The sequence below is a fragment of the Streptomyces sp. NBC_00554 genome (genome assembly GCF_041431135.1).
Classification (GTDB): domain Bacteria; phylum Actinomycetota; class Actinomycetes; order Streptomycetales; family Streptomycetaceae; genus Streptomyces.
In genome coordinates this window covers 5,558,775-5,579,559 of the sequence record NZ_CP107799.1, presented here as the reverse complement: position 1 = coordinate 5,579,559, position 20,785 = coordinate 5,558,775, and the positions used below count along the sequence as shown (strand labels likewise).

The 20,785-nt window shown below is 69.3% G+C and carries 18 protein-coding genes; 8 read left to right on the top strand and 10 right to left on the bottom strand.

Annotation, left to right across the window (positions count from 1 at the left end):
- Positions 1-7 precede the first annotated feature (7 nt).
- Positions 8-973, bottom strand: a complete 966-nt coding sequence (locus OG266_RS24605; protein ID WP_371548448.1) for a WD40 repeat domain-containing protein — start codon at positions 971-973, stop codon at positions 8-10.
- A gap of 125 nt (positions 974-1,098) precedes the next feature.
- Between OG266_RS24605 and OG266_RS24600 the strand changes: the two genes are divergently transcribed.
- Positions 1,099-1,773, top strand: a complete 675-nt coding sequence (locus tag OG266_RS24600; protein ID WP_266459639.1) for an SGNH/GDSL hydrolase family protein — start codon at positions 1,099-1,101, stop codon at positions 1,771-1,773.
- Between the two features lie 43 nt (positions 1,774-1,816).
- On the opposite strand, the gene OG266_RS24595 is transcribed toward OG266_RS24600, so the two are convergent.
- Positions 1,817-3,352: an MFS transporter gene (locus tag OG266_RS24595; RefSeq protein WP_371548446.1), complete on the bottom strand. Its 1,536-nt coding sequence runs from the start codon at positions 3,350-3,352 to the stop codon at positions 1,817-1,819.
- Between the two features lie 503 nt (positions 3,353-3,855).
- Between OG266_RS24595 and OG266_RS24590 the strand changes: the two genes are divergently transcribed.
- A complete protein-coding gene (locus OG266_RS24590) occupies positions 3,856-4,443 on the top strand; it encodes a Uma2 family endonuclease (RefSeq protein ID WP_371548444.1) in 588 nt (195 codons plus the stop codon).
- Between the two features lie 63 nt (positions 4,444-4,506).
- Entirely contained in the window at positions 4,507-5,499 is a 993-nt protein-coding gene (locus OG266_RS24585; protein WP_371548442.1) for an aldo/keto reductase, read from the top strand.
- Positions 5,500-5,679: 180 nt separating this feature from the next.
- Here the strand turns inward: OG266_RS24585 and thpR are convergent, their stop codons facing one another.
- Positions 5,680-6,276: an RNA 2',3'-cyclic phosphodiesterase gene (gene thpR, locus OG266_RS24580; protein WP_371548440.1), complete on the bottom strand. Its 597-nt coding sequence runs from the start codon at positions 6,274-6,276 to the stop codon at positions 5,680-5,682.
- A 47-nt stretch (positions 6,277-6,323) separates the two neighbouring features.
- On the opposite strand from thpR, the gene OG266_RS24575 reads away from it, so the two are divergent.
- Positions 6,324-6,488 carry a hypothetical protein gene (locus OG266_RS24575; RefSeq protein ID WP_266459627.1) on the top strand — a complete coding sequence of 55 codons (165 nt, stop codon included), beginning with the start codon at positions 6,324-6,326 and terminating at the stop codon, positions 6,486-6,488.
- Between the two features lie 95 nt (positions 6,489-6,583).
- On the opposite strand, the gene tnpA is transcribed toward OG266_RS24575, so the two are convergent.
- Positions 6,584-7,012 (bottom strand): IS200/IS605 family transposase, encoded by a 429-nt coding sequence (gene tnpA, locus OG266_RS24570; protein ID WP_266459625.1) that lies wholly within the window; start codon positions 7,010-7,012, stop codon positions 6,584-6,586.
- A gap of 23 nt (positions 7,013-7,035) precedes the next feature.
- On the opposite strand from tnpA, the gene OG266_RS24565 reads away from it, so the two are divergent.
- Positions 7,036-8,316: an RNA-guided endonuclease InsQ/TnpB family protein gene (locus OG266_RS24565; RefSeq protein ID WP_371548438.1), complete on the top strand. Its 1,281-nt coding sequence runs from the start codon at positions 7,036-7,038 to the stop codon at positions 8,314-8,316.
- A 149-nt stretch (positions 8,317-8,465) separates the two neighbouring features.
- On the opposite strand, the gene OG266_RS24560 is transcribed toward OG266_RS24565, so the two are convergent.
- On the bottom strand, positions 8,466-9,821 hold the full coding sequence (locus OG266_RS24560) for an MFS transporter (RefSeq protein WP_371548437.1): 1,356 nt from the start codon (positions 9,819-9,821) through the stop codon (positions 8,466-8,468).
- A gap of 82 nt (positions 9,822-9,903) precedes the next feature.
- Positions 9,904-10,341 carry a MarR family winged helix-turn-helix transcriptional regulator gene (locus OG266_RS24555; protein ID WP_266459617.1) on the bottom strand — a complete coding sequence of 146 codons (438 nt, stop codon included), beginning with the start codon at positions 10,339-10,341 and terminating at the stop codon, positions 9,904-9,906.
- Positions 10,342-10,485: 144 nt separating this feature from the next.
- Between OG266_RS24555 and OG266_RS24550 the strand changes: the two genes are divergently transcribed.
- Positions 10,486-10,668 carry a hypothetical protein gene (locus OG266_RS24550; protein ID WP_028802841.1) on the top strand — a complete coding sequence of 61 codons (183 nt, stop codon included), beginning with the start codon at positions 10,486-10,488 and terminating at the stop codon, positions 10,666-10,668.
- Positions 10,669-10,704: 36 nt separating this feature from the next.
- On the opposite strand, the gene OG266_RS24545 is transcribed toward OG266_RS24550, so the two are convergent.
- Complete coding sequence (locus OG266_RS24545; RefSeq protein WP_266459613.1) at positions 10,705-12,156, bottom strand: NCS2 family permease; 1,452 nt, start codon at positions 12,154-12,156, stop codon at positions 10,705-10,707.
- Between the two features lie 276 nt (positions 12,157-12,432).
- On the opposite strand from OG266_RS24545, the gene OG266_RS24540 reads away from it, so the two are divergent.
- Together OG266_RS24540 and OG266_RS24535 are read left to right on the top strand one after the other, a co-directional pair.
- On the top strand, positions 12,433-12,708 hold the full coding sequence (locus OG266_RS24540; protein ID WP_266459611.1) for a DUF2530 domain-containing protein: 276 nt from the start codon (positions 12,433-12,435) through the stop codon (positions 12,706-12,708).
- 155 nt (positions 12,709-12,863) lie between these two features.
- On the top strand, positions 12,864-15,269 hold the full coding sequence (locus OG266_RS24535; protein ID WP_371548434.1) for an HAD-IC family P-type ATPase: 2,406 nt from the start codon (positions 12,864-12,866) through the stop codon (positions 15,267-15,269).
- 15 nt (positions 15,270-15,284) lie between these two features.
- Here the strand turns inward: OG266_RS24535 and OG266_RS24530 are convergent, their stop codons facing one another.
- From OG266_RS24530 to OG266_RS24520, 3 genes are all read right to left on the bottom strand, one after another.
- Positions 15,285-16,226: a hypothetical protein gene (locus tag OG266_RS24530; protein WP_371548433.1), complete on the bottom strand. Its 942-nt coding sequence runs from the start codon at positions 16,224-16,226 to the stop codon at positions 15,285-15,287.
- A 342-nt stretch (positions 16,227-16,568) separates the two neighbouring features.
- Complete coding sequence (locus tag OG266_RS24525) at positions 16,569-17,345, bottom strand: calcium-binding protein (RefSeq protein WP_266459602.1); 777 nt, start codon at positions 17,343-17,345, stop codon at positions 16,569-16,571.
- A 253-nt stretch (positions 17,346-17,598) separates the two neighbouring features.
- Positions 17,599-20,766, bottom strand: a complete 3,168-nt coding sequence (locus tag OG266_RS24520; RefSeq protein ID WP_371548432.1) for a sacsin N-terminal ATP-binding-like domain-containing protein — start codon at positions 20,764-20,766, stop codon at positions 17,599-17,601.
- Positions 20,767-20,785: the final 19 nt, after the last annotated feature.

Genomic DNA, 20,785 nt, shown 5'->3' with positions numbered 1-20,785 from the left:
CCCTTCGCTACGACCGCCGCAGCAGCCGCTTGAAGCCGATGACGACGACAAGACCGATGGCGAGAGCCAGGGCGCCGACCTTGAAGCCGTTGCTGTCGCTGCCGCCGCCCTGCGCCGAACTCCCGCTTCCGGACGGCGACTTGGATGACTCGCCGGCGTCCCCGGGGGCATCCTCCGCCACGACCGAACTCCCGGCTCCTTCGCTGCCGAGCATGAGCTTGGTCCCGTCGGTGGAGTAGCTGACGGACTCCCCCTGGCCCAGGGGCACGCTGATCCGCCCCAGCTTCTCGATCTTGCCGCCGTTCCAGTCGTACGCGATCCCGCCGAAGTAGCCGCGTACGGCGAGCTGTTGGCCGTCCGGGGAGAAAGCGGCGTCGGTGGCCCACAGGTCGACGGGGACGACGGGCTTGAAGACGTTGGTCCCGGAGGCGGAGAGCTTGGCGGGCCCCTCGTACAGGTGCCCGCCGTCCTCCTGCTTGTCGATGATGTAGACCCGCCCGGTCTTGGGGTGCACGAGGAGCGACTCGGCGTCGCGGGGTCCGTCGGAGTACTTCACGACGTACTGCGTGGTGCGGATCGTCTGGTCCTTGAGCACCTTGGGCTCGGGCAGCTGATAGACCCACACGTAGTCCCAGACGACGCCGTCGTTGTCGCCGATGTCTCCGACGTAGATCTGGTTGTCCGGGCCGATCTGGATGGCCTCGACGTCGCGCGGGGTGCCCACTCCGGTCATGGTGATCGTCGCGACGGTCTCGCCGGTGCGGCTGTCGACGGCGTAGAGGTAGGCGCCGTTGTCCTGGTCGTTGTGCGTCCAGTAGATCCCGGGGTGCTGCCGGGAGGCGGCGAGGCCGCTGGACTCCGTGATGCGAGGGTCCTTGATCGTGAAGCCGTCGTCGCCGTCGGCGGCGACGGCGGGCGCGGCGAGCGCACCCATGAGAAGGACCCCGGCAAGAAAGACGAGCGGTCGGCGCATGCCCCCAAGCCTGCCATCCCGGACAGGCGTTCACATCGGCCTTCACGGCCGACCAGCCACTGGGGGTGTCAAGCTTCACACCCCCACCGGCCATGCCACCCGTACCGATCGTCCATGATGAGCGGATGCTCAGGTTCATGCCCGTCGGCGATTCCCAGACGATCGGAAGCGCGGGCGAACACACATGGCGTTACCGGATGTGGCAGCACCTGCGCGAGACGTACGCGGGCCCGTTCCGGATCGTCGGCCCGCGCGAGACGCTGTACGACAAGGCGACGGAGTCCCCCGACTCCTACGAGTACGCGGACCCGGACTTCCCCCGCGCCCACCTCGCGGGCTGGGGCGAGGGCTGGCTCCACATGACCCCGCTGATCGGCGAGGCGGTCCGCGCGCAGCGCGCCGACATCCTGCTGGTCGCCCTGGGCCTGATCGACCTGGGCTTCTACACGAACGCGGTGCAGACCGCGGACAACGCCCGCGCCTTCATCGCGGAGGCCCGCGCCGCGAACCCCCGCGTCCGCATGGTCGTACTCCCGGTGATCCCGAACGTCCGCGCCGAGTCCGACGCCCCCTTCGCCACCGAGGTCGCCGCCTTCAACGAACTCCTCGCCAAGACCGTCGCCGACCTCGACGAACCCCGCTCCCCCCTCCTCCTGGCGTCGCCTCCGGCCTCGTACGACGTCCACCTCGACACGTACGACGGCACGCACCCGAACGAGAGCGGCGAGCACAGGATCGCGGAGGCCTTCGCGGAGGCGATGTACCAGGCCTGGGACCTGGGCGAGCCCTACTCCGCCTGAACGGGCGGACGCGGGACGAGCCGCCCGCCTGAGGGAGCCGGGGTCAGCCCATGTGGACCGGAGCCGCGCCTTCGGTGTGCTGCTGCTTGCCTGCGGTGACGGCGAACGCGGTGACGGCGAGGCCGGCCAGGAACATGCCTGCGGCGGCGACGAACGCCAGGGTGTAGCCGTGGGTCACGGCTTCGCCCGCCCGGGCGGCCAGGGTGAAGTCCTTGGTGGCCAGGCCCCGGTAGAGGGCGGTGGCCGCCTCGGGCAGCTTGTCGTTCGCGGCCGAGGTGGAGATCGTCGACAGGACGGCGAGGCCGAGGGCGCCGCCGATCTGCTGGGCGGTGTTGAGGAGCGCGGAGGCGATCCCGGTGTCCTCGTGGGAGACACCGCTGACCGCGCCGAGCGTCATCGGCACGAAGCTCGCGCCAAGACCCAGCGCCGTGACGAACATGGCGGGCATCAGATGCGCGGCGTACGAGGAGTCCGGCTCCAGGGTCGCGAACCAGAGCATGCCCACAGCCGCGACCAGCAGCCCGGGCCCGGCGATGACCCGCGGCGCGAACCGGGCGACCAGCTTGGAGCTGATGCCCGCGGCCGCCGCCATCCCGAAACTGAACGGCAGATAGGCGAAGCCGGTCCTGACCGGGCTGTAGCCGAGGATCAGCTGCATGTAGAGGGTCAGGAAGTAGAAGGTGGCGAACATGCCCGCGCCGATGAACAGCATCGTGGCGTAACTCCCCCACCGGCTACGGTCCTTGAACAGCCGCAGCGGCATCATCGGGTGCGCGGTCCGGGCCTGGACCATCAGGAAGACCGCGAGCAGTACGGCCGCCGCGCCGAAGGAGACCAGCGTGAGGCCGTCGGTCCAGCCGTGCTCGCCGCCCCGCGTGATGCCGTAGACCAGGGCGATCAGCCCACCGGTGCCGGTGATCGCGCCGGGCACGTCCAGCCGCCCCGCATGCCGTTCGGCCTCGACAAGGGTCCGCGTCCCGGCCAGCACCGCGAGCCCGATGGGAATGTTGACGAAGAACACCCACCGCCAGTCCAGAACGTCGGTGAGTACGCCGCCCATCAGCAGCCCGACCGTGGCACCGATGCCGGCCATCCCGGCGTACACACCCATCGCCGTGTTGCGCGGCTTGCCCGCCGGGAACGTGGTGGTGATCAGCGCCAGGGCGCTGGGCGCGGCGAGCGCCGCTCCCGCACCCTGCAGAATGCGGGCGCCGATCAACAGCCCCTCGTTCGGGGCCAGCCCGCCGAGCAGCGAGGCCAACGTGAAGACGGCGATGCCCACCTGGAACATCTTCCGCCGCCCGAAGAGATCCCCCGCCTTGCCACCGAGCAGGAGCAGTCCGCCGAAGGCCAGCGCGTAGGAGTTGACGATCCACGCCAGGTTGGAGTCGGAGACACCCAGGTCGGTCTGGATGGCGGGCAGGGCGATGTTGGTGATCGTGGCGTCGAGGACCACCATCAGCTGGGCCGCGGCGATCACGACCAGGGCGAGTCCGAGATGCCGTCCACCGGACACGCGACCGGAGCCGGAGGTATCCGGCCCCGCGGGGGCGACGACAGCGGTGCTGTCAGCAGACATGGAAATACTCCAAAGGTGGGCGGGAAACCCAGAGGTGGACTGAAAGCATTTCCCCGGAGAACGGAAGCGACCCGGAAAGTCAACTTGCGTTCCGAGAGAGAAACGAGGCGAACGGAATCGATCCGGCGAAACGGAACGCCTACTGCAATCCGAGGTTCGGCGCCGATACGGCGCAACGGGGCTCGGGACGAAGGCCCACCCTAGCAGCCCCTTGACCGTACTCCCGGCTGGAGAACTCCTCTCCCCATGTGGTGATTCTCGCCCTTGACGAACCCTGCTGATTATGGGCACGCGACACCAGGGGAATTCCAGGATCCGACTTGCATTTCCACCCGAAACCTGTTCCCAGCAAAGGCGGCACGGAAATGTGCCCACACTTTTCCGGGAAAGGCAATCCGCCCGATTCCCGTGCCGGGAAACCATGCCCGTGTCCAGGTCACCGTGCGTATCGTTGTACTGCGCGGCCGCTCTCGACCGGGTGGCGGCCGGGGAGGAGTGCCACGATGACCGTCCTTGAAGACAGGATCGAGATGGCCGACGAGAGCGAAGAGCTCACGCTCGACGTGCTGTTCGAGCGCCTTGAGCACATGCCCACCCCCGAGGGATACAAGGTCGAGATCGTCGAGGGGGCCATCTTCATGTCGCCGCAGCGGGACACCCACTGGGAGATCATCCTGGATATCGTCGAGCAGTTGCGGACCAAGTACCCGCGCAAGCGCGTCAAGTCCGACGTGCGCGTCGACTACCCGGGACACCTCAACGGCTTCGCTTCGGACGTGACGCTCGTGGCCGAGGACGCCGCCAAGAGTTCCAAGGGGCTGTGGAGCTACCAGGACGTCGAGTTCGTCGCCGAAGTCATCTCCAAGGGGACGGGACCCAACGACTACGGCCCCAAGAAGACCGCGTACGCCACGGCAGAAGTCCCCGTCTACCTCATCGCCGACCCCTACCAGGGCAAGTGCCACCTCTACACCCAGCCCAAGGGCGACGACTACACCACCGAGACGACCGTCACCTTCGGCACGGACGTGGATCTCACCCACACCCACCTCGGCCTCACCCTCAAGACCCACGAGTTCCCCCGCGACTGACTTCACCCCACCCCGCCAGCCACCCTTGCCTAGAGCGCACTCCACGTCGTTGGCTTGGTAGCCATGAAGTACACGCAGCTCGGACGCACGGGACTCAAGGTCAGCCGGCTCGTCCTCGGCACCATGAACTTCGGTCCGCAGACAGACGAGGCCGACAGCCACGCGATCATGGACGCGGCGCTGGACGCGGGTATCAACTACTTCGACACGGCGAACGTCTACGGGTGGGGCGAGAACAAGGGCCGCACCGAAGAGATCATCGGGAACTGGTTCGCCAAGGGCGGCGAGCGACGCGACAAGACCGTGCTCGCCACCAAGATGTACGGGAACATGGGCGTCGAGGGCGCCCCCTGGCCCAACCACGACAAGCTCTCCGCGCTCAACATCCGGCGAGCGGTGGACGCCAGCCTCAAGCGGCTCCAGACCGACTACATCGACGTCTACCAGTTCCATCACATCGACCGGGACACTCCCTTCGAGGAGATCTGGCAGGCGATCGATGTCCTGGTACAGCAGGGGAAGATCCTCTACGTGGGGTCCAGCAACTTCCCCGGTTACAAGATCGCCCAGGCCAACGAGATCGCTGCGAGGCGCGGCGGCACCATCGGTCTCGTCAGCGAGCAGTGCCTCTACAACCTCGCCGAGCGGCGCGCCGAGATGGAGGTCATCCCGGCCGCGCAGGAGTACGGGCTCGGGGTCATCCCGTGGTCGCCGTTGCAGGGCGGACTGCTCGGCGGGGTCATCAAGAAGGAGATCCAGGGCGGACGCCGGGCGAGCGGCCGGGCCGCCGACACCCTCGCCGAGCCCACTGCACGCGCGCAGATCCAGGCGTACGAGGATCTGCTCGAGAAGCACGGCCTGGAACCCGGCGAAGCCGCCCTGGCCTGGCTGCTGACCCGCCCCGGCGTCACGGGCCCGATCGTCGGCCCACGCACCGCCGAACAGCTCGAGTCAGCGCTCCGCGCCGTCGAACTGGAACTGTCCGAGGATGTCCTGACGTCCCTGGACGAGATCTTCCCGGGGCCGGGGCCTTCTCCGGAGGCCTTCGCCTGGTGACGTAGCCCACGAGGGCACACAGCCCGCGAGGGCACCGCGCAGGGGGCGGCGGCGGGCTACTGCCCGACCGCCGCCGCCACTGCCACCACGACGAACATCAGCACGAGCACACCGGCCATGATCCGATTACGAGTCTTTGGGTCCACGTGGTCGAGGTTAACCGGCCGCCGCCGGGCACCTTCAGCCGCCCGCCCCGAGCGGGGCCCGTGAGGCGGATGCCCCCAACGGCCACCGCGCCACCGTCTCGTAACGCGGCTGCTCCCCCGGCACCCCCGACTTCGGCAGGTTGCTCCGGACGAGACACAGCTCCCCCACCGTCCACTCGCGCCCGGCGAAGGCGTCCAGAACAGTGACGTACGCCTCGAAGTCGGCGTCCGAGCGGCTGCGGGCCACTGTGAGGTGGGGCCGGTAGCGGCGGTGCGCCCCCATCGGGACGCCCGCCTTCCTGGCCGCCGCCTCCGCCCGGTCGGCGAGCAGCCGCAGGACGGGGACGTCACCCGACACCCCCGCCCACAGCGCCCGTCCGCCGAAGTGGCCACCGGCGCGCAGAGCGAGGTCGAACGGGTCCGTACGGTGGGCCGCGCGGGCCAGCCGTTCCGAGAGGCCGGGTACGACGTCCTCGTCGACCTCCCCGTAGAAGGCAAGGGTGCAGTGCCAGTCCGGGCGGCCGGTCCAGCGCAGCCCGTCGGCCCCCGGCAGCCCGCGCAACTCGTCCACCACCGAGCCGAGTTCACTCGTCACGTCCTCGGGTGGCAGCACAGCCGCGAAGAGTCTCATGACGTCACCCTTCCAGGGAATGGATCAACGGGCGACCCTCCCGGACGATGGAGGTATGCACGACGATCCTGTGGATCACCCTCCTCATGGGCGCCCTCGTCACCATCGGCTTCGTTCACCTCTTCGGGATGGAGAGCCTGCGCGCCCACGCGGGCGTGGTCTTCTCCCTCACCTTCACCGTGGGCGTGATGGTCCTCATCGTCTACCTCTGATCTTGGCCAGTGCTCCGCCCTTCGGGGCGGGGGTGAAGGCCATCCTTGGGTCGGAGGCGCGGAGCGCCGGAGTGCTCTGCGCCTCCGTGGTGACGTCAGGTGGGGCGTTGCTGGCTTTCGATGTACTGCTTGACGGCGGTCAGGGGTGCCCCGCCGCATGATCCTGCGAAGTAGGAGCCGGACCAGAAGTGTCCGCCCCACAGGTACCGGCGGACGTGGCTGTCGTACTCCTGGCGGAGTCTGCGGGAGCTGACGCCCTTGAGGGAGTTGACCAGCTTGGAGAGCTGGACTTTGGGCGGGTAGTGCACGAGCAGGTGGATGTGGTCCTGTTCGCCGTTGAACTGTTTCAGCTCGGCCTCGAAGTCGGTGCAGACCTCCCGCATGATCTCCTCGGTGCGGGTCAGCATGGCGTCGGTGAACGCCTTCCGCCGGTACTTCGTGACAAAAACCAAGTGAACGTGCAGGTTATAGACAACGTGACGACCGGTTCTGACATCGGGATTAGGGTTCCAGCGCGGTGACATAAACCAATGCTATTTTGTCGACTATGAGTCAAGGCGCTCTGGTCAAGCGGCAGTTCGGGCATCGTGCCCGGCTTGCGCTGTCTCCTGCCGGAGTTCGCGCAGCGGATGACCAGGCGCACGCGGCCCGCACGATGTGGAACCTTCTCCACGCGTGGTGGCAGATGATGCCGAAGGGGAAGCGGACGCTCGCGAACGCGGACGCCGCGATCCGCCAGGCCCGTCAGGACATCGATTTCCTGGCAGTCCTGCCCGCCCAGGCCGCGCAAGCGGTCCTCAAGACGTACTTCCAGGCTTGGAAGAGCTGCTGGGAGGGCCGCGCGGACGCCCCGAACTTCAAGGGCCGCATCCGCACGGTGATGTCCGTGGACATCCCGCAGGGCCGGGACCTGAACATCACCCGCGTGCACCGACGCTGGGGCATGGTCAACATTCCCAAGGTGGGCCGGGTCCGCTTCCGCTGGACGAAAGACCTGCCGGTGGGCAAGCACGCAGGCGCGGAGAACCGGATCACCGGGGCCCGGCTGGTCAAGGACGCGCTCGGCTGGCACATCGCCTTCCGCGTCCAGACCCTTCAGGGCAAACCCGATCCCCACCAGGGGCCGGACGTCGGCATCGACGTGGGCGTCACCGTGCCCATAGCCCTCTCGGACGGCGAAACGTACGAGCACGGCGAATGGCTGACGGACAAGGAGAGGGCCAGGCTTCTGCACCTGGAGCAGCGCGCCGCCCGGCGCAAGCAGCATCGCAAGCCCGGCGCGCGCACCAGCCGCCGGCTGCACCGCACCTATGACCAGATCGCAGGACTCCGCGCGAAAGCCAAGCGCCGGGCCCTGGACTGGCAGCACAAGACGACCACCGTCATCGCCCGCACATACGGCACCGTGGTGGTCGAAGCACTCGCCATCACGAACATGGTCAAGTCGGCCAGGGGAACCATCGAGGAACCGGGGAAGAACGTCGCCCGGAAGTCCGGGCTGAACCGCTCCATCAGCGGGGAGGCTTGGGGCCGGACGGTCACCATGCTGACGTACAAGACCGCCCGACTCGGCGGCACCCTGGCCAAGGTCCCCGCTCCCCACACGTCCCGCCGCTGTTCCGCGTGCGGCTTCACCACGCCCGACAGCAGGGAGTCCCAGGCCGTGTTCGTGTGCAGGAACCCGGACTGCGGATGGTCGGGTAACGCCGACCACAACGCGGCCCGGAACGTCTTGCACCTGTACCGGATGGGCCTCGCGCTCATCCCGGCTGCCGGGAGGGCAGTCGTCAGGCGCGCGAAGCGCGTCAAGCCCGCTGCCGCAAGGTAAGCAGGAATCTCCCGGCCTCAGCCGGGAGAGCACTTCAAGAGTTCAACTACCCGTTCAGCGGGCGGAGCGCTCAAGGTCGGCCCGACGGCGTTCGAACTGGCCCTTGAGCGCATACAGCTGGGTCACCTGACCTGGCTCCACGCGCCAGGTCACGCCGCCGTGGCCAGCCGCTCCCGCTCCTCCCTCGGTACGAAGCGGACGTGCGGGTGGCCGTGGTTCCAGCCCATGGAGAGGCGGAGGTCGCCGAGGCGTGCCAGGACCAGGCCGATGGTGAGCGCCGAGAGCGTCGAGATCACGCCGCCGAGGGCGAAGCCGATGCGTGGGCCGTAGGCGTCGGTGACCCAGCCGACGAGGGGCGCCCCCAGGGGCGTACCGCCCATGAAGACCATCATGAACAGGGCCATGACGCGGCCGCGCATGGCGGGGTCGGTGGCCATCTGGACCGAGGTGTTCGCGGTGACGTTGACCGTCAGGCCGAAGAGGCCGATCGGGACCATGAGGAGGGCGAAGAGCCAGAGCGAGGGGGCCGCGGACGCCACGACCTCCAGGATGCCGAAGGCCAGGGCCGCCGCGATCAGGACGCGCAGGCGGGCCGTGCCGCGGCGGGCGGCGAGCAGCGCGCCGGCGACGGAGCCGACCGCCATCAGGGTGTTGAAGAGGCTGTACGCGCCGGCGCCCGCGTGGAAGATGTCGTCGGCGTAGGCCGAGAGCCAGACCGGGAAGTTGAAGCCGAAGGTGCCGATGAAGCCGACGAGGACGATCGGCCAGATCAGCTCGGGACGGTTCGCGACGTAACGCAGGCCCTCGCGGAGCTGGCCCTTGGCGCGCGGGGCGCGCTTGACGAACTGCAGGTCGCGGGTGCGCATCAGCAGCAGGCCCGCGACGGGGGCGACGAACGACAGGCCGTTGAAGAGGAACGCCCAGCCCGTGCCCACGCCGGTGATCAGCAGGCCCGCGACGGCGGGGCCGATCAGGCGGGCGGACTGGAAGTTGGCGGAGTTGAGGCTGACCGCGTTCTGCAGCTGGTCCGGGCCGACCATCTCGGAGACGAAGGACTGGCGGGCCGGGTTGTCGACGACCGTGACGAGGCCCGCGACGAAGGCGGCCAGGTAGACGTGCCAGACCTCGACGTGTCCGGAGAGGGTGAGGAAGGCGAGCGCGAGGCCGGTGATGCCCATGGCCGTCTGGGTGGCAAGCAGGGTCGGGCGCTTGCGGAGGCGGTCGACGAGGACGCCGCCGTACAGCCCGAACAGCAGCATCGGCAGGAACTGCAGCGCGGTGGTGATACCGACCGCGGCGGACGAGCCGGTCAGGCTCAGCACCAGCCAGTCCTGGGCGATGCGCTGCATCCAGGTGCCGGTGTTGGAGACGACCTGGCCCATGAAGAACAGGCGGTAGTTCCGGACCTTCAGCGAGTTGAACATCGACGAGCGGGTGTCGGGGGCGGGTGGGGAGTCGTGGGTGGCTGGTGCGGGGGCGGAGTCTGCTCCGGGTCCCGAACTCAAAAGGGCTCGCCTCCTAGGCGTACGTCGGACGTCGTCGTCCTGGGGCGTGCAGGACGACGACGTCCTGGCACTACGGCTTGGGTCAGATCTGTGCGAGCTTCTCCAGGACGGGAGCGGCCTCGCGGAGCTTGGCCCACTCGTCCTCGTCGAGACCCTCGGCCAGGCCGGCCAGCCACGCGTTCCGCTTGCGGCGGCTCTCTTCGAGGATGGCCTCGGCCTGCTCGGTCTGTGTGACGACCTTCTGGCGACGGTCGTCGGGGTGCGGCTCCAGCCTGACCAGTCCCTTCGCTTCGAGCAGCGCGACGATGCGGGTCATCGAGGGCGGCTGCACATGCTCTTTGCGGGCGAGTTCGCCCGGGGTGGCGTTGCCACAGCGGGCGAGGGTGCCGAGCACCGAGATCTCGGTGGGGCTCAGCGACTCGTCGACCCGTTGGTGCTTGAGCCGGCGCGACAGCCGCATGACTGCGGAGCGGAGGGAGTTCACGGCGGCAACGTCGTCGCCATGGGTGAGGTCAGGCATGTTCCTTAGCGTAACTCATTACTCTCCCTAAAGACCACCGGAGTGCCCCCGAAACCGGAAACTGAATCTTTACGTCACTCATATGAGTGAGCCGGATCCGGAAAGTGACCCCTCACCCGGCGGGAGAACGCGACCCTCGACTCCATGGGGACCAGCGTGCTCAGCCTGCGGATAGACGGGGAGCTGCTCAACCGGCTCCGACACCACGCCGCCAAACGCGGAATGAGCGTCCAGGACTATGTGGTCCGGACGCTCATTCGCGACGACTTCGACGAGCGGTTCCAGACCGCGGTCGAGGAGACGGAGAAGTTCTACGGGGTCACGTGAGCCAGTGGGTCACGTGACCCCGGGGCCGAGCAAGGCTCAGGTCAGACCCAGCGCCGGCATCAGGTAGTAGAACCCGAACACCGCCGCCACCACGTACATCGCGACCGGCACGTCACGGCCGCGCCCCGCCGCCAGGCGCAGCACCACGAAGGTGATGAAGCCGAAGCCGATGCCGTTCGTGATCGAGTACGTGAACGGCATCATCAGCATGGTGACGAAGGCCGGGATGGCGATCGTGTAGTCCGCCCAGTCGATCTCCTTGACCGACCCCGCCAGGATCATGAAGCCGACCGCGAGCAGCGCGGGGGTGGCCGCCTGCGACGGGACCATGGTGGCGACGGGGGTCAGGAAGAGCGCGACGGCGAAGAGCGCGCCGGTGACGACGTTCGCGAAGCCGGTGCGCGCGCCCTCGCCGACGCCCGCCGTGGACTCCACGAAGCAGGTGGTGGCGGAGGAGGAGCTGGCGCCGCCCGCGGCGACCGCGATGCCGTCGACGAAGAGGACCTTGTTGATGCCGGGCATGTTGCCCTGGGCGTCGGTCAGCTTGGCCTCGTCGCTGACGCCCATGATCGTGCCCATCGCGTCGAAGAAGCACGACAGCAGCACGGTGAAGACGAAGAGGACGCCGGTCAGCACGCCGACCTTGCCGAAGCCGCCGAAGAGGCTGACCTTGCCGACGAGCCCGAAGTCCGGGGTGGCGACCGGGTTGCCGGGCCACTCCGGGGTGGTCAGGCCCCAGGACGGGATGTCGGCGACGGCGTTGATGATCACCGCGAGGACGGTCATCGTGACGATCGAGATGAGGATCGCGCCGGACACCTTGCGCACCATCAGCGCGAGCGTGAGGAGCGTGCCGAGGATGAAGATCAGGACGGGCCAGCCGTTGAGGTGACCGTCGCTGCCGAGCTGGAGCGGGACCGTGGTCTGCGCGATGTCCGGGATGCGCGAGACGAAACCGGAGTCGACCAGGCCGATCAGCATGATGAACAGGCCGATACCGATCGCGATGGCCTTGCGCAGACCCAGCGGCACGGCGTTCATGACGCGCTCACGCAGACCGGTGGCGACCAGGAGCATCACGACGATGCCCGCGAGGACCACCATGCCCATGGCGTCCGGCCATGACATCCGCGGCGCGAGCTGGAGCGCGACAACCGTGTTCACACCGAGACCGGCGGCCAGCGCGATCGGCACGTTGCCGATGACACCCATCAGGAGCGTGGTGAACGCCGCGGTCAGCGCGGTCGCGGTGACCAGCTGGCCGTTGTCCAGCTGGTGCCCGTACATGTCCTTCGCGCTGCCCAGGATGATCGGGTTCAGCACGATGATGTAGGCCATCGCGAAGAAGGTGGCGAAACCGCCGCGGATCTCGCGCGGCAGCGTGCTGCCCCGCTCGGAGATCTTGAAGTAGCGGTCGAGGGCACCCTGCGCGGGCCGGGGTTCCGGCTGCTCCGGGGTGGGGGCCTTGGTGGCGGCCGAGGTGGACATGCGTGACCTCATACGTGCGGGGGCCAGGTGGCCAGTGGGCGCCGGGCGGGGACGGCGCCGGGCTGGGAACTTGATCGAGTCTGGCTGTCGTGTGATCACCAACGGGTTTCCGAGAGGTTTCCGTTGTTGTTTCGTACGAATAGAAAGAGCCAGACTCAGGCGGTTTCAGTATGAACATATGAGGTCGAATTCGCTATCTCCGCGCGTAGACCCTTGGTATACAAGGACCTCCCACGCCCCGGAGAGGACACGGACGCCCTCTCGTAAGCTGTCCCCATGGCGAAGTGGACCCCCAAGCACGAGGCGCCGGAGCCCCTGGAGGGGCCCGTCGTCGCCACCATCACAGGCCTCACGATTCTCTGGTTCGTCCTCTTCCTGGTGCAGCTGCCGTTCTACGGCTGGTTCGACGACCACGGGCACACCTGGTGGGTGTGGACGTGCCTGGCTGGCGCGGGTCTCGGCCTGATCGGCATCTGGTACGTCCGGGGCCGGGAGGCCGCGCTGAAGCGGGACGCGGCGCTCAAGGCCGACGCCGACTCTCCTGCGGAGTAGGCCGACTCCCCCCGCCGGGTGGGCCGTCTCCCCCGCCGAGTGACGGGCCCCGCCTACAACCACGGCATCATTGACCGCCGCCCCCGTCCTCCCCTGGTCGGATCTTTCGGGCACTCAGCGGGTGAAGCCGTATATCCGCACGTACCGTCGAACGCATGACGCACATCGACGCGGGCGCCGAACTCGATCCCGTTCACCCCGTGCCCATACCCGCCTCCCCCGCGGAGCGGGCGCTGGGGCTGTCCGCCGCAGAGGTGGCCGAACGGGTGGCGCGCGGCGAGGTGAACGACGTCCCGGTGCGCAGCAGCCGCTCCGTGAGCGAGATCGTCCGCGCCAACGTCTTCACCCGGTTCAACGCGATCATCGGCGTGCTCTGGCTGATCATGCTGTTCGTGGCGCCGTTCCAGGACAGCCTGTTCGGGTACGTCATCCTCGCCAACACCGGGATCGGCATCGTCCAGGAGTGGCGGGCCAAGAAGACCCTGGACTCGCTCGCGGTCATCGGCGAGGCGAAACCGACCGTACGCAGGGACGGGATCGCCGCCCAGGTCAGTACGTCGGAGATCGTGCTCGGGGACCTGATCGAGATCGGGCCCGGGGACAAGATCGTCGTCGACGGCGATTGCGTGGAGGCCGACGGCCTGGAGATCGACGAGTCGCTGCTCACCGGTGAGGCGGATCCGGTGATCAAGCAGCCCGGCGACCAGGTGATGTCGGGCAGCTTCGTGGTCGCGGGCGGCGGCGCGTTCACGGCGACGAAGGTGGGCCGGGAGGCGTACGCGGCGCAGCTCGCGGAGGAGGCGTCACGGTTCACGCTCGTCCACTCCGAGCTGCGGACGGGCATCTCCACGATCCTCAAGTACGTGACGTGGATGATGATCCCGACGGCGATCGGCCTGATCATCAGCCAACTGGTGGTCAAGCAGAACGACTTCAAGGACTCCGTCGCCCGCACGGTCGGCGGGATCGTGCCGATGGTCCCGGAGGGGCTGGTCCTCCTCACCTCCGTCGCCTTCGCGATCGGGGTCATCCGGCTTGGCCGGAAACAGTGCCTGGTGCAGGAGCTGCCCGCCATCGAGGGGCTCGCGCGCGTCGACACCGTCTGCCTCGACAAGACGGGCACGCTCACCGAGGGCGGCATGGACGTCACCGAGGTGCGCCCGCTGGGCGGCAGCGACGAGAGCTACGTACACAAGGTCCTCGGCTCGCTCGGTGAGTCGGACCCGCGGCCGAACGCGTCCCTGAAGGCGATCATCGACGCCTACCCGGACAGCGAGGACTGGCGCTGCACGGAGTCGCTGCCCTTCTCCTCGGCCCGCAAGTACAGCGGGGCGTCGTTCAGCGAGGGCAACGGGGAAACGAGCACATGGCTCCTCGGCGCCCCCGACGTGCTGCTGTCCGAAGGGGACCCGGCGCTCGCCGAGACCGAGCGGCTGAACGAGGAGGGGCTGCGGGTGCTGCTGCTCACCCGGGCCACCAGGGACCTCGACGATCCCGCCGTCAAGGAAGGCTCGAAGCCCACCGCCCTGGTCGTCCTGGAGCAGCGGCTGCGCCCGGACGCGGCGGACACCCTGCGGTACTTCGAGGAGCAGAACGTCAAGGCCAAGGTCATCTCCGGTGACAACGCGGTCTCGGTGGGCGCGGTGGCCGGGAAGCTCGGGCTCACCGGCAAGGTCGTGGACGCGCGCCAACTGCCCGCCGATCAGGCGGAGATGGCGAAGTCACTGGACAAGGGCACGGTGTTCGGGCGGGTCACCCCGCAGCAGAAGCGGGACATGGTGGGCGCGCTCCAGTCGAACGGGCACACCGTGGCGATGACCGGCGACGGCGTGAACGACGTACTGGCCCTGAAGGACGCCGACATCGGGGTCAGCATGGGCTCGGGCTCCGAGGCGACCCGCGCCGTGGCCCAGATCGTGCTGCTCAACAACAGCTTCGCGACGCTGCCTTCGGTGGTCGCGGAGGGCCGCAGGGTGATCGGGAACATCACCCGGGTCGCGACCCTCTTCCTGGTGAAGACGGTCTACTCGGTGCTGCTGGCCATTCTGGTGGTGTGCTGGCAGGTCGAATACCCGTTCCTGCCGCGCCACTTGACCCTGCTGTCCACGCTGACGATCGGTGTACCGGCGTTCTTCCTCGCCCTCGCCCCGAACACGGAGCGGGCGAGGCCGCACTTCGTGCGGAGGGTCATGCGGTACTCGATCCCGGGGGGCGTGATCGCGGCGGTGGCCACGTTCATCACGTACCTGACCGCCCGTCACCACTACAGCGGTACCGGCGCGTTGGACGCGGAGACGAGCGCCGCGACACTGACGCTCTTCCTGATCTCGATGTGGGTGCTGGCGATCGTCGCCCGGCCGTACACCTGGTGGCGGGTCGCCCTGGTCGCCACCATGGGCGCCGGGTTCCTGCTGGTGCTCGTCGTGCCGTGGCTGCAGGACTTCTTCGCGCTGAAGCTGGTCGGGGCGACGATGCCGTGGATCGCGGTGGGCATCGCGGCGGTGGCGGCGGCCGCCCTGGAGTTCGTGTGGAAATGGGTCGACCGCCGCTTTCCGGCCTAGCGGTACTGCAGGTGGTTACTTGACGTCAACGTAATCACCGGCGGTGGTGACCGCGGCGGTGCTCGCGATGCCCGCGAAGGTGAAGCGGTAGTAGCCGTCGACCCCGGCCTTGACCGTGGTCTTCAGCGCGCCGCCCGCGGCCGACTTGATGCCCTTGACGTTGGTGTAGGTGGTGGTGCCCGCCTTGCGGAACTGCAGCACCACCGACTGGCCGCTGAGGCCGACGTACTTGTTCGTCTCCCAGTCGGCGCGGGTCAGCTTGCCGGTGACCGTGATGGTCTTGCCCTTCACCACCGGCTCCGGCGCGGCGTTGACCGTCAGCTTCGACAGCCGCTGGACCTTGGGAGAGGTGAAGCCGCCCTGGTCGGCGACGCCGACCTTGGTGATGTCGAAGGTGGAGCTCGACGGGTCCTGGCCGTTGTACGCGACGGCGAAACCGGCGGCCTTCCACGTGCCGGCGTCGGAGTTGATCAGGTAGCCCTCGTTGGCACGGATGTCGATCTTGGCCACGCAGGAAGCGGTCGTCGACGAGGTGGGGGTGCAGGTGCCCGGGGCGTCGCCCCACAGCTCGTTGTCCGCGTTGCCGAAGGTGCCCTTGTAGAGATACGGGCCGTTGAGGAAGTCCGCGGCCGTGATGTCGACGTCGGCGGCGTGGGTCAGGGTGTACGTGACCGGCACGACGTTGTGGGTGGTGGCGCCGACGACGATCGCCTTGCCCTTGTTCACCTTGATGTTGGAGAAGGTGACGTCGAGGGCGTACGGCTCGTCCACGGCGGCGGCTGAGGTGCTGAACGCGCTCTTGCCGGAGTCTGCGGCGCGGGCGGCCTCCAGCACCTTGGCGACGTCCGCGCGGTAGGTGGAGGCGGAGCCGGAGTCGGCGGCGTGCGCGCCGGGTACGACGAAGGCGGAGAGGGCCAGGGCACCGGTGACGGCGGCCACAGTGGCTCGTATGCGCATGTGTTCCCCACGTGAAAGGGGCCCCGGGCTCTGGTCGTTACTACGGCTCGTCGTCGGCGCGGGACCCAAATGATTGTGGAGCCTGTTGGCTCACATGAGGAGATGCGCGACAGGGGGTGAAAGGTTGTACGAGTGTTGCGAATTTTTGTCGCACATGACCAATGGCCCCCGGGGGAAACCCGGGAGCCATCGGCAAGGCACTTCCACTTCACGTCCGGCTACTTGCCGTTCGGCCAACTCACCTGCGCCTAGCGCGAGTTCGACCGGGCCTAGCGCGAGTTCGACCGGGCCTGCCGCAAGTTCGACGGGACCTGCCGCAGGTTCGACCGGTCGCGAGTCCGACTACCTGACGTCGATGTAGTCACCCGCGGCGCTGACGCCCGCGGTCGTCGTGATGCCCGCGTAGGAGTAGCGGTAGTAGCCGTCGACCGAGGCCTTGACCGTGGTCTTCAGGGCGCCCGTCGAGGTCGACTTGATGCCCTTGACGTTGGTGTAGGTGGTGGTGCCCGCCTTGCGGAACTGCAGGGCCACCGACTGGTTGGCGAGGGCCACGTTCTTGCCCGTCTCCCAGTTGGCGCGGGTCAGCTTGCCGGTGACCGTGATGGTCTTGCCCTTCACCACCGGCTCGGGGGCGGCGTTGACCGTCAGCTGGGAGGCACGCTGGACCTTGAAGCTGCCCGCGTTCTCCTTCCAGACGTAGTTGGAGTCGTCGCCGTTGGCGTCGACCCACGCGTCGACGACCCAGTTGCCCGCCTCGTTGTTGAAGACGTCGGCCAACCGCGGGTCGACGCTGTAGGTCGCCGTGCAAGTGGAGGTCGTGGCGCTGGTGCTGGAGACCACGCACTTCGCCGCCGCGGACGTGGAGATGAGAAGGCCGTCGTTCGGACCGTAGAGGTCGATCTCGGCACCGGCGATGCCCTGGTCGTCCGTCGCCGTGACGGACACCGTGAACTTCTTGACCGTCGCCGCTCCGACGACGACGTTCTTGCCGCCGTTCACCACGACCTTGGTGATCTTGGTGTCGCCCTCGACGCCGTCCGCGAAGGCCGCGGGCGCCAGCGCGGCGCCGGCCACCGTGAAGGCGGCGAGCAGGGCAACGGTGGTGGTGCGCTTCCGCACAGTTTCCCCCAGTGGAAACAGGGGCCCTGTTGTGGTCGTTCCTGACGGCTCGTCGTCACACGGGGCCCAAGTGATCGTGGAGTCTGATGACTCGAGTGATCAGATGTTCGACGGGGGCGAATGGTTGTGCGGATGTGCAGATTTCGTGCGCGTGTTTTCGGCCACCTGCTGGACGCGCCCAAGACGCGCCCCGGAGTCGCCCCAGAACTCAGCCGGGACTCAGCCAGGAACTCAGCCAGGACTCGACCGGGACTCAGTCGAACCAGCGGTCCCGCTCCAGCTCCTCCGTCCGCGACGGGTCCTCGAGGAGGGCCGCGACCTCGAAGCGGCGCGGCCACTGCCCGGCCGTCCAGGCGAGGGCGGCGGCGACGCCCTCCAGGGTGGCGGCGTGCAGCACCCCGTCCCGGGTACGGCGCCAGTCCAACTCGACGCCGTCGACGATGAGTTCCTCGTGCTCGACGTACGACGCCGGGGTGGCGGGACCGAGCAGCAGCCGCACCGACTCCGGTACCTCGTGCTCGGTGCCCTCCGAGTCGACCTCGCCCGTCACCGACTCGCTGAGGCGCCGCACCTGGAACAGCTCGGCGAGCTCGGCGGCCCGCGCCGGCCGTACGGGGAGCAGCGGCACGCCGCTCGTGAAGGGCAGCAGGTCGGGTGAGTCCACGACCATGGCGTCGGCCGCGTCCACCACGGTCACCTGCCCGTCGACAACGGCCCGCAGTTCGTCCGGCAGCGTGACCTGCTCGGGGTCGAGGTCGGCCAAGGCGCCGTAGAGGGCGTGCAGTTGGGCCCCGGAGACCTCGCGGTCGGGGTCGGCGAGCCGGTCCAGGAGCTCGGCCGCGCCGCCGGGTTCGTCGAGGAGGGCGGCCACGGAGGTCCGTACGCCCAGCGCCCTCAGTACCTGCTCGTCCTCGAAACCGCTCGCGTCGGCGGCATCGTAGAGACCGTGCAGCAGCGGGTCGCCGCCGGCCGACCGCAGCCCGGCCGGGCGACGCCCGTCCAGGACGGGGTGACCACGCAGCCACCAGGCCGTGTACGGCCGTACGGTCTCGTGCGTCCCGTCCGGCAGCAGCAGCCGCACCGGCTGGGTGAGCGCGTCCCGCAGGGGCGGCCGGGACAGCAGGGCGAGGGCCTGCGGCCAGCGCTCGTCGTCGACGAGATCCAGGTCCCGTACGGCGACGATCTCGGTGGCGACGGGCGGCACAGGTGTGTCGGGCAGCCGGTCGAGGATGTCCTCGCACCACACGTCGACGGCGTCCAGGAGACCCGCGTCGTCGGGTTCCGCGAAGTCCGAGTCGCGCGGCTCCAGTTCGTCCGGGTCGAGGACGACATCGGTGGCGCGTACGAGGGTGAAGTTGGCGAGGACTCCACAGGCGGCCAGCGGCTGCTCGCCCCAGCGCTCGGCCAGTTCGGCGTCGACGAAGGCCAGTTCGTCCTCGCGCATGACCTGGGCGAACGGGCTGCCGGGCAGGACCAGTTCGCCCGCGGGCACCAGTTCCCCCTCCTCGTCGGGGAGGGCGAGGGCGCCCAGCCAGGGCTCGTCGCCGGGTTCGAGACCTGCGCCGCGGACGAGTGCGAGGACGGTGTCGGCCAGTTCCTCGGCGTCCGGGGCGTCCTCGTCCCAGCCGCCGCCCTCGTCGTCGAGCGAGGCCGCGACGGCGGCACGCACCTGCGGGGTGGTGAGGACCGCGCGGGGGGTGGCCGGGAGGGCGCCCAGCTTCTCCAGGAGCGGGTGGGCGGCGTCCGGGTGGGCGACCTTGAGGCCGAGCCGGGCGAGGGTGTCGGGGGCGGCGGTCCGGTCGTCGTCGGCGAGGGGCAGCAGGACCTGCCGGGGGCCGATGGTCGTACGGCCGTCGGCGAGCGGCACGGGCAGCCCGGAGAGCCGGTCGGGGTCGACACCGGCGAGGCTGTCGTACAGCCGCCGCCACCAGCCCGGGTCCTTCTCCAGACCCGCCAGCCGGTCCACGGCCTCGGTGAGCGGGACCCTGGCGACGCCCAACGTCCGCAGTTCCGCCCGGCGTTCGAGCCCGGCGGGCAGCAGGCTGGGCAGCACCTCGGCGAGCACACCGACGGTCTCGGCACCGGCGCCCTCGACGACCTCGGCGTCACGGGGGCGCAGGGCGGCGGGGTTCTCCGCGGTGCCGGTACCGGCGTCGGGCCAGTCGACGGGGGTCTCGGGGACGGCGGTGTCCGGCGGGGCGGCGGGCGGCAGGAACGCGGTGCGCGGCAGCCGCTCCAGGATCGCCTGCCGCAGGGAACCGTCCAGTTCGCCCTTGCCGAGCGGGCCCGGCACGAGGTCGATGATCCCCGCGTCCACCGGGCGCCAGGCGGCGAGCAGTTCGGCGTACGCGTCGGCCGCGCGCTCCACGATGAAGCCGGTCAGGGGGCCGGGGGCCGCGTGGCGGCGGGTGGTGTCGAGCGGAAGGGAGGCGATCAACAGCGCCGGTACGCCCAGGGGTTCGTCGCTCGGCGTGGGCGCGTGCACGACGGGGCTGGTGCGGGGGCGGGCCGGGGCGCCGTCGGCGTCCACGGGGACGGCCCAGGTCACGGACCAGTGCGGGCGCAGCCGTTCCTCGACCGGGCGGTCGGCGAGCAGGGCGGGTTCGAGGGCGCCGTGGCGGGCGACGGTGCGCCAGCGGGTGGTGCCGTCGCGGGAGTCCTCGATGACGGCGCCGTGCTCGTCTGCGCGGCGGCGCAGCGTACGGACTTCGTTGTCACCGCTCTCGACGACGACCTCTTCGAGGCCGGGCAGGGCGAGGAGCAGCGCGTCGTCGAGGTTCTGGAGGAGGCGTTCGGCGAGGTCCTGGGCGGCGGGGTCGCGCAGAGGGAGGATCACGGCCGTGTCGTACGTGTCCGGGGCGGTGCCCTCGGCGGCGAACGGCAGCCGGAGCAGGGGCACATGGCCGTCGCGGCGGCGGATCTCGTCGCCCAGGCCCGGGCTGTGCCGGGCGGTTTCGGAGGCCAGTTCGCGGGCCTCGGCGAGGGACCAGCGGACGCCGCCGTGCCGGCCCACGACGGCGGGCCCGTCGGTCACCGCGAGGACGGCCGCGAAGCCGACGCCGAAGCGGCCGACAGCCGTGTCGTGGGCGTCCCGCTTCGCGGAGGCGCGGAGGGTGGAGAGCGACTCGACGCCCGTCGCATCGAGGGGGGCGCCGGTGTTGGCCGCGATGAGTACGCCGTCGCGGAGGGTGAGCCTGAGGCGGCCGGGGACCCCGGACCTCGCCGCAGCGTCGGCGGCGTTCTGGGCGAGCTCGACGACCAGGCGGTCCCGGTACCCGCCGAGTACGAGGTCCTCCTCGGCGTTGGCGTCCTCGCGGAACCTCGCCGGGCTGGTCGCCCAGGCGTCCAGCACACCCCGCCTGAGACGGGCGGTCCCGAACGGGTCGGCACCCTGGGCTGCGGGCCGCACGAACTTGCTCACTGTGGCTCTCCTCATCGGC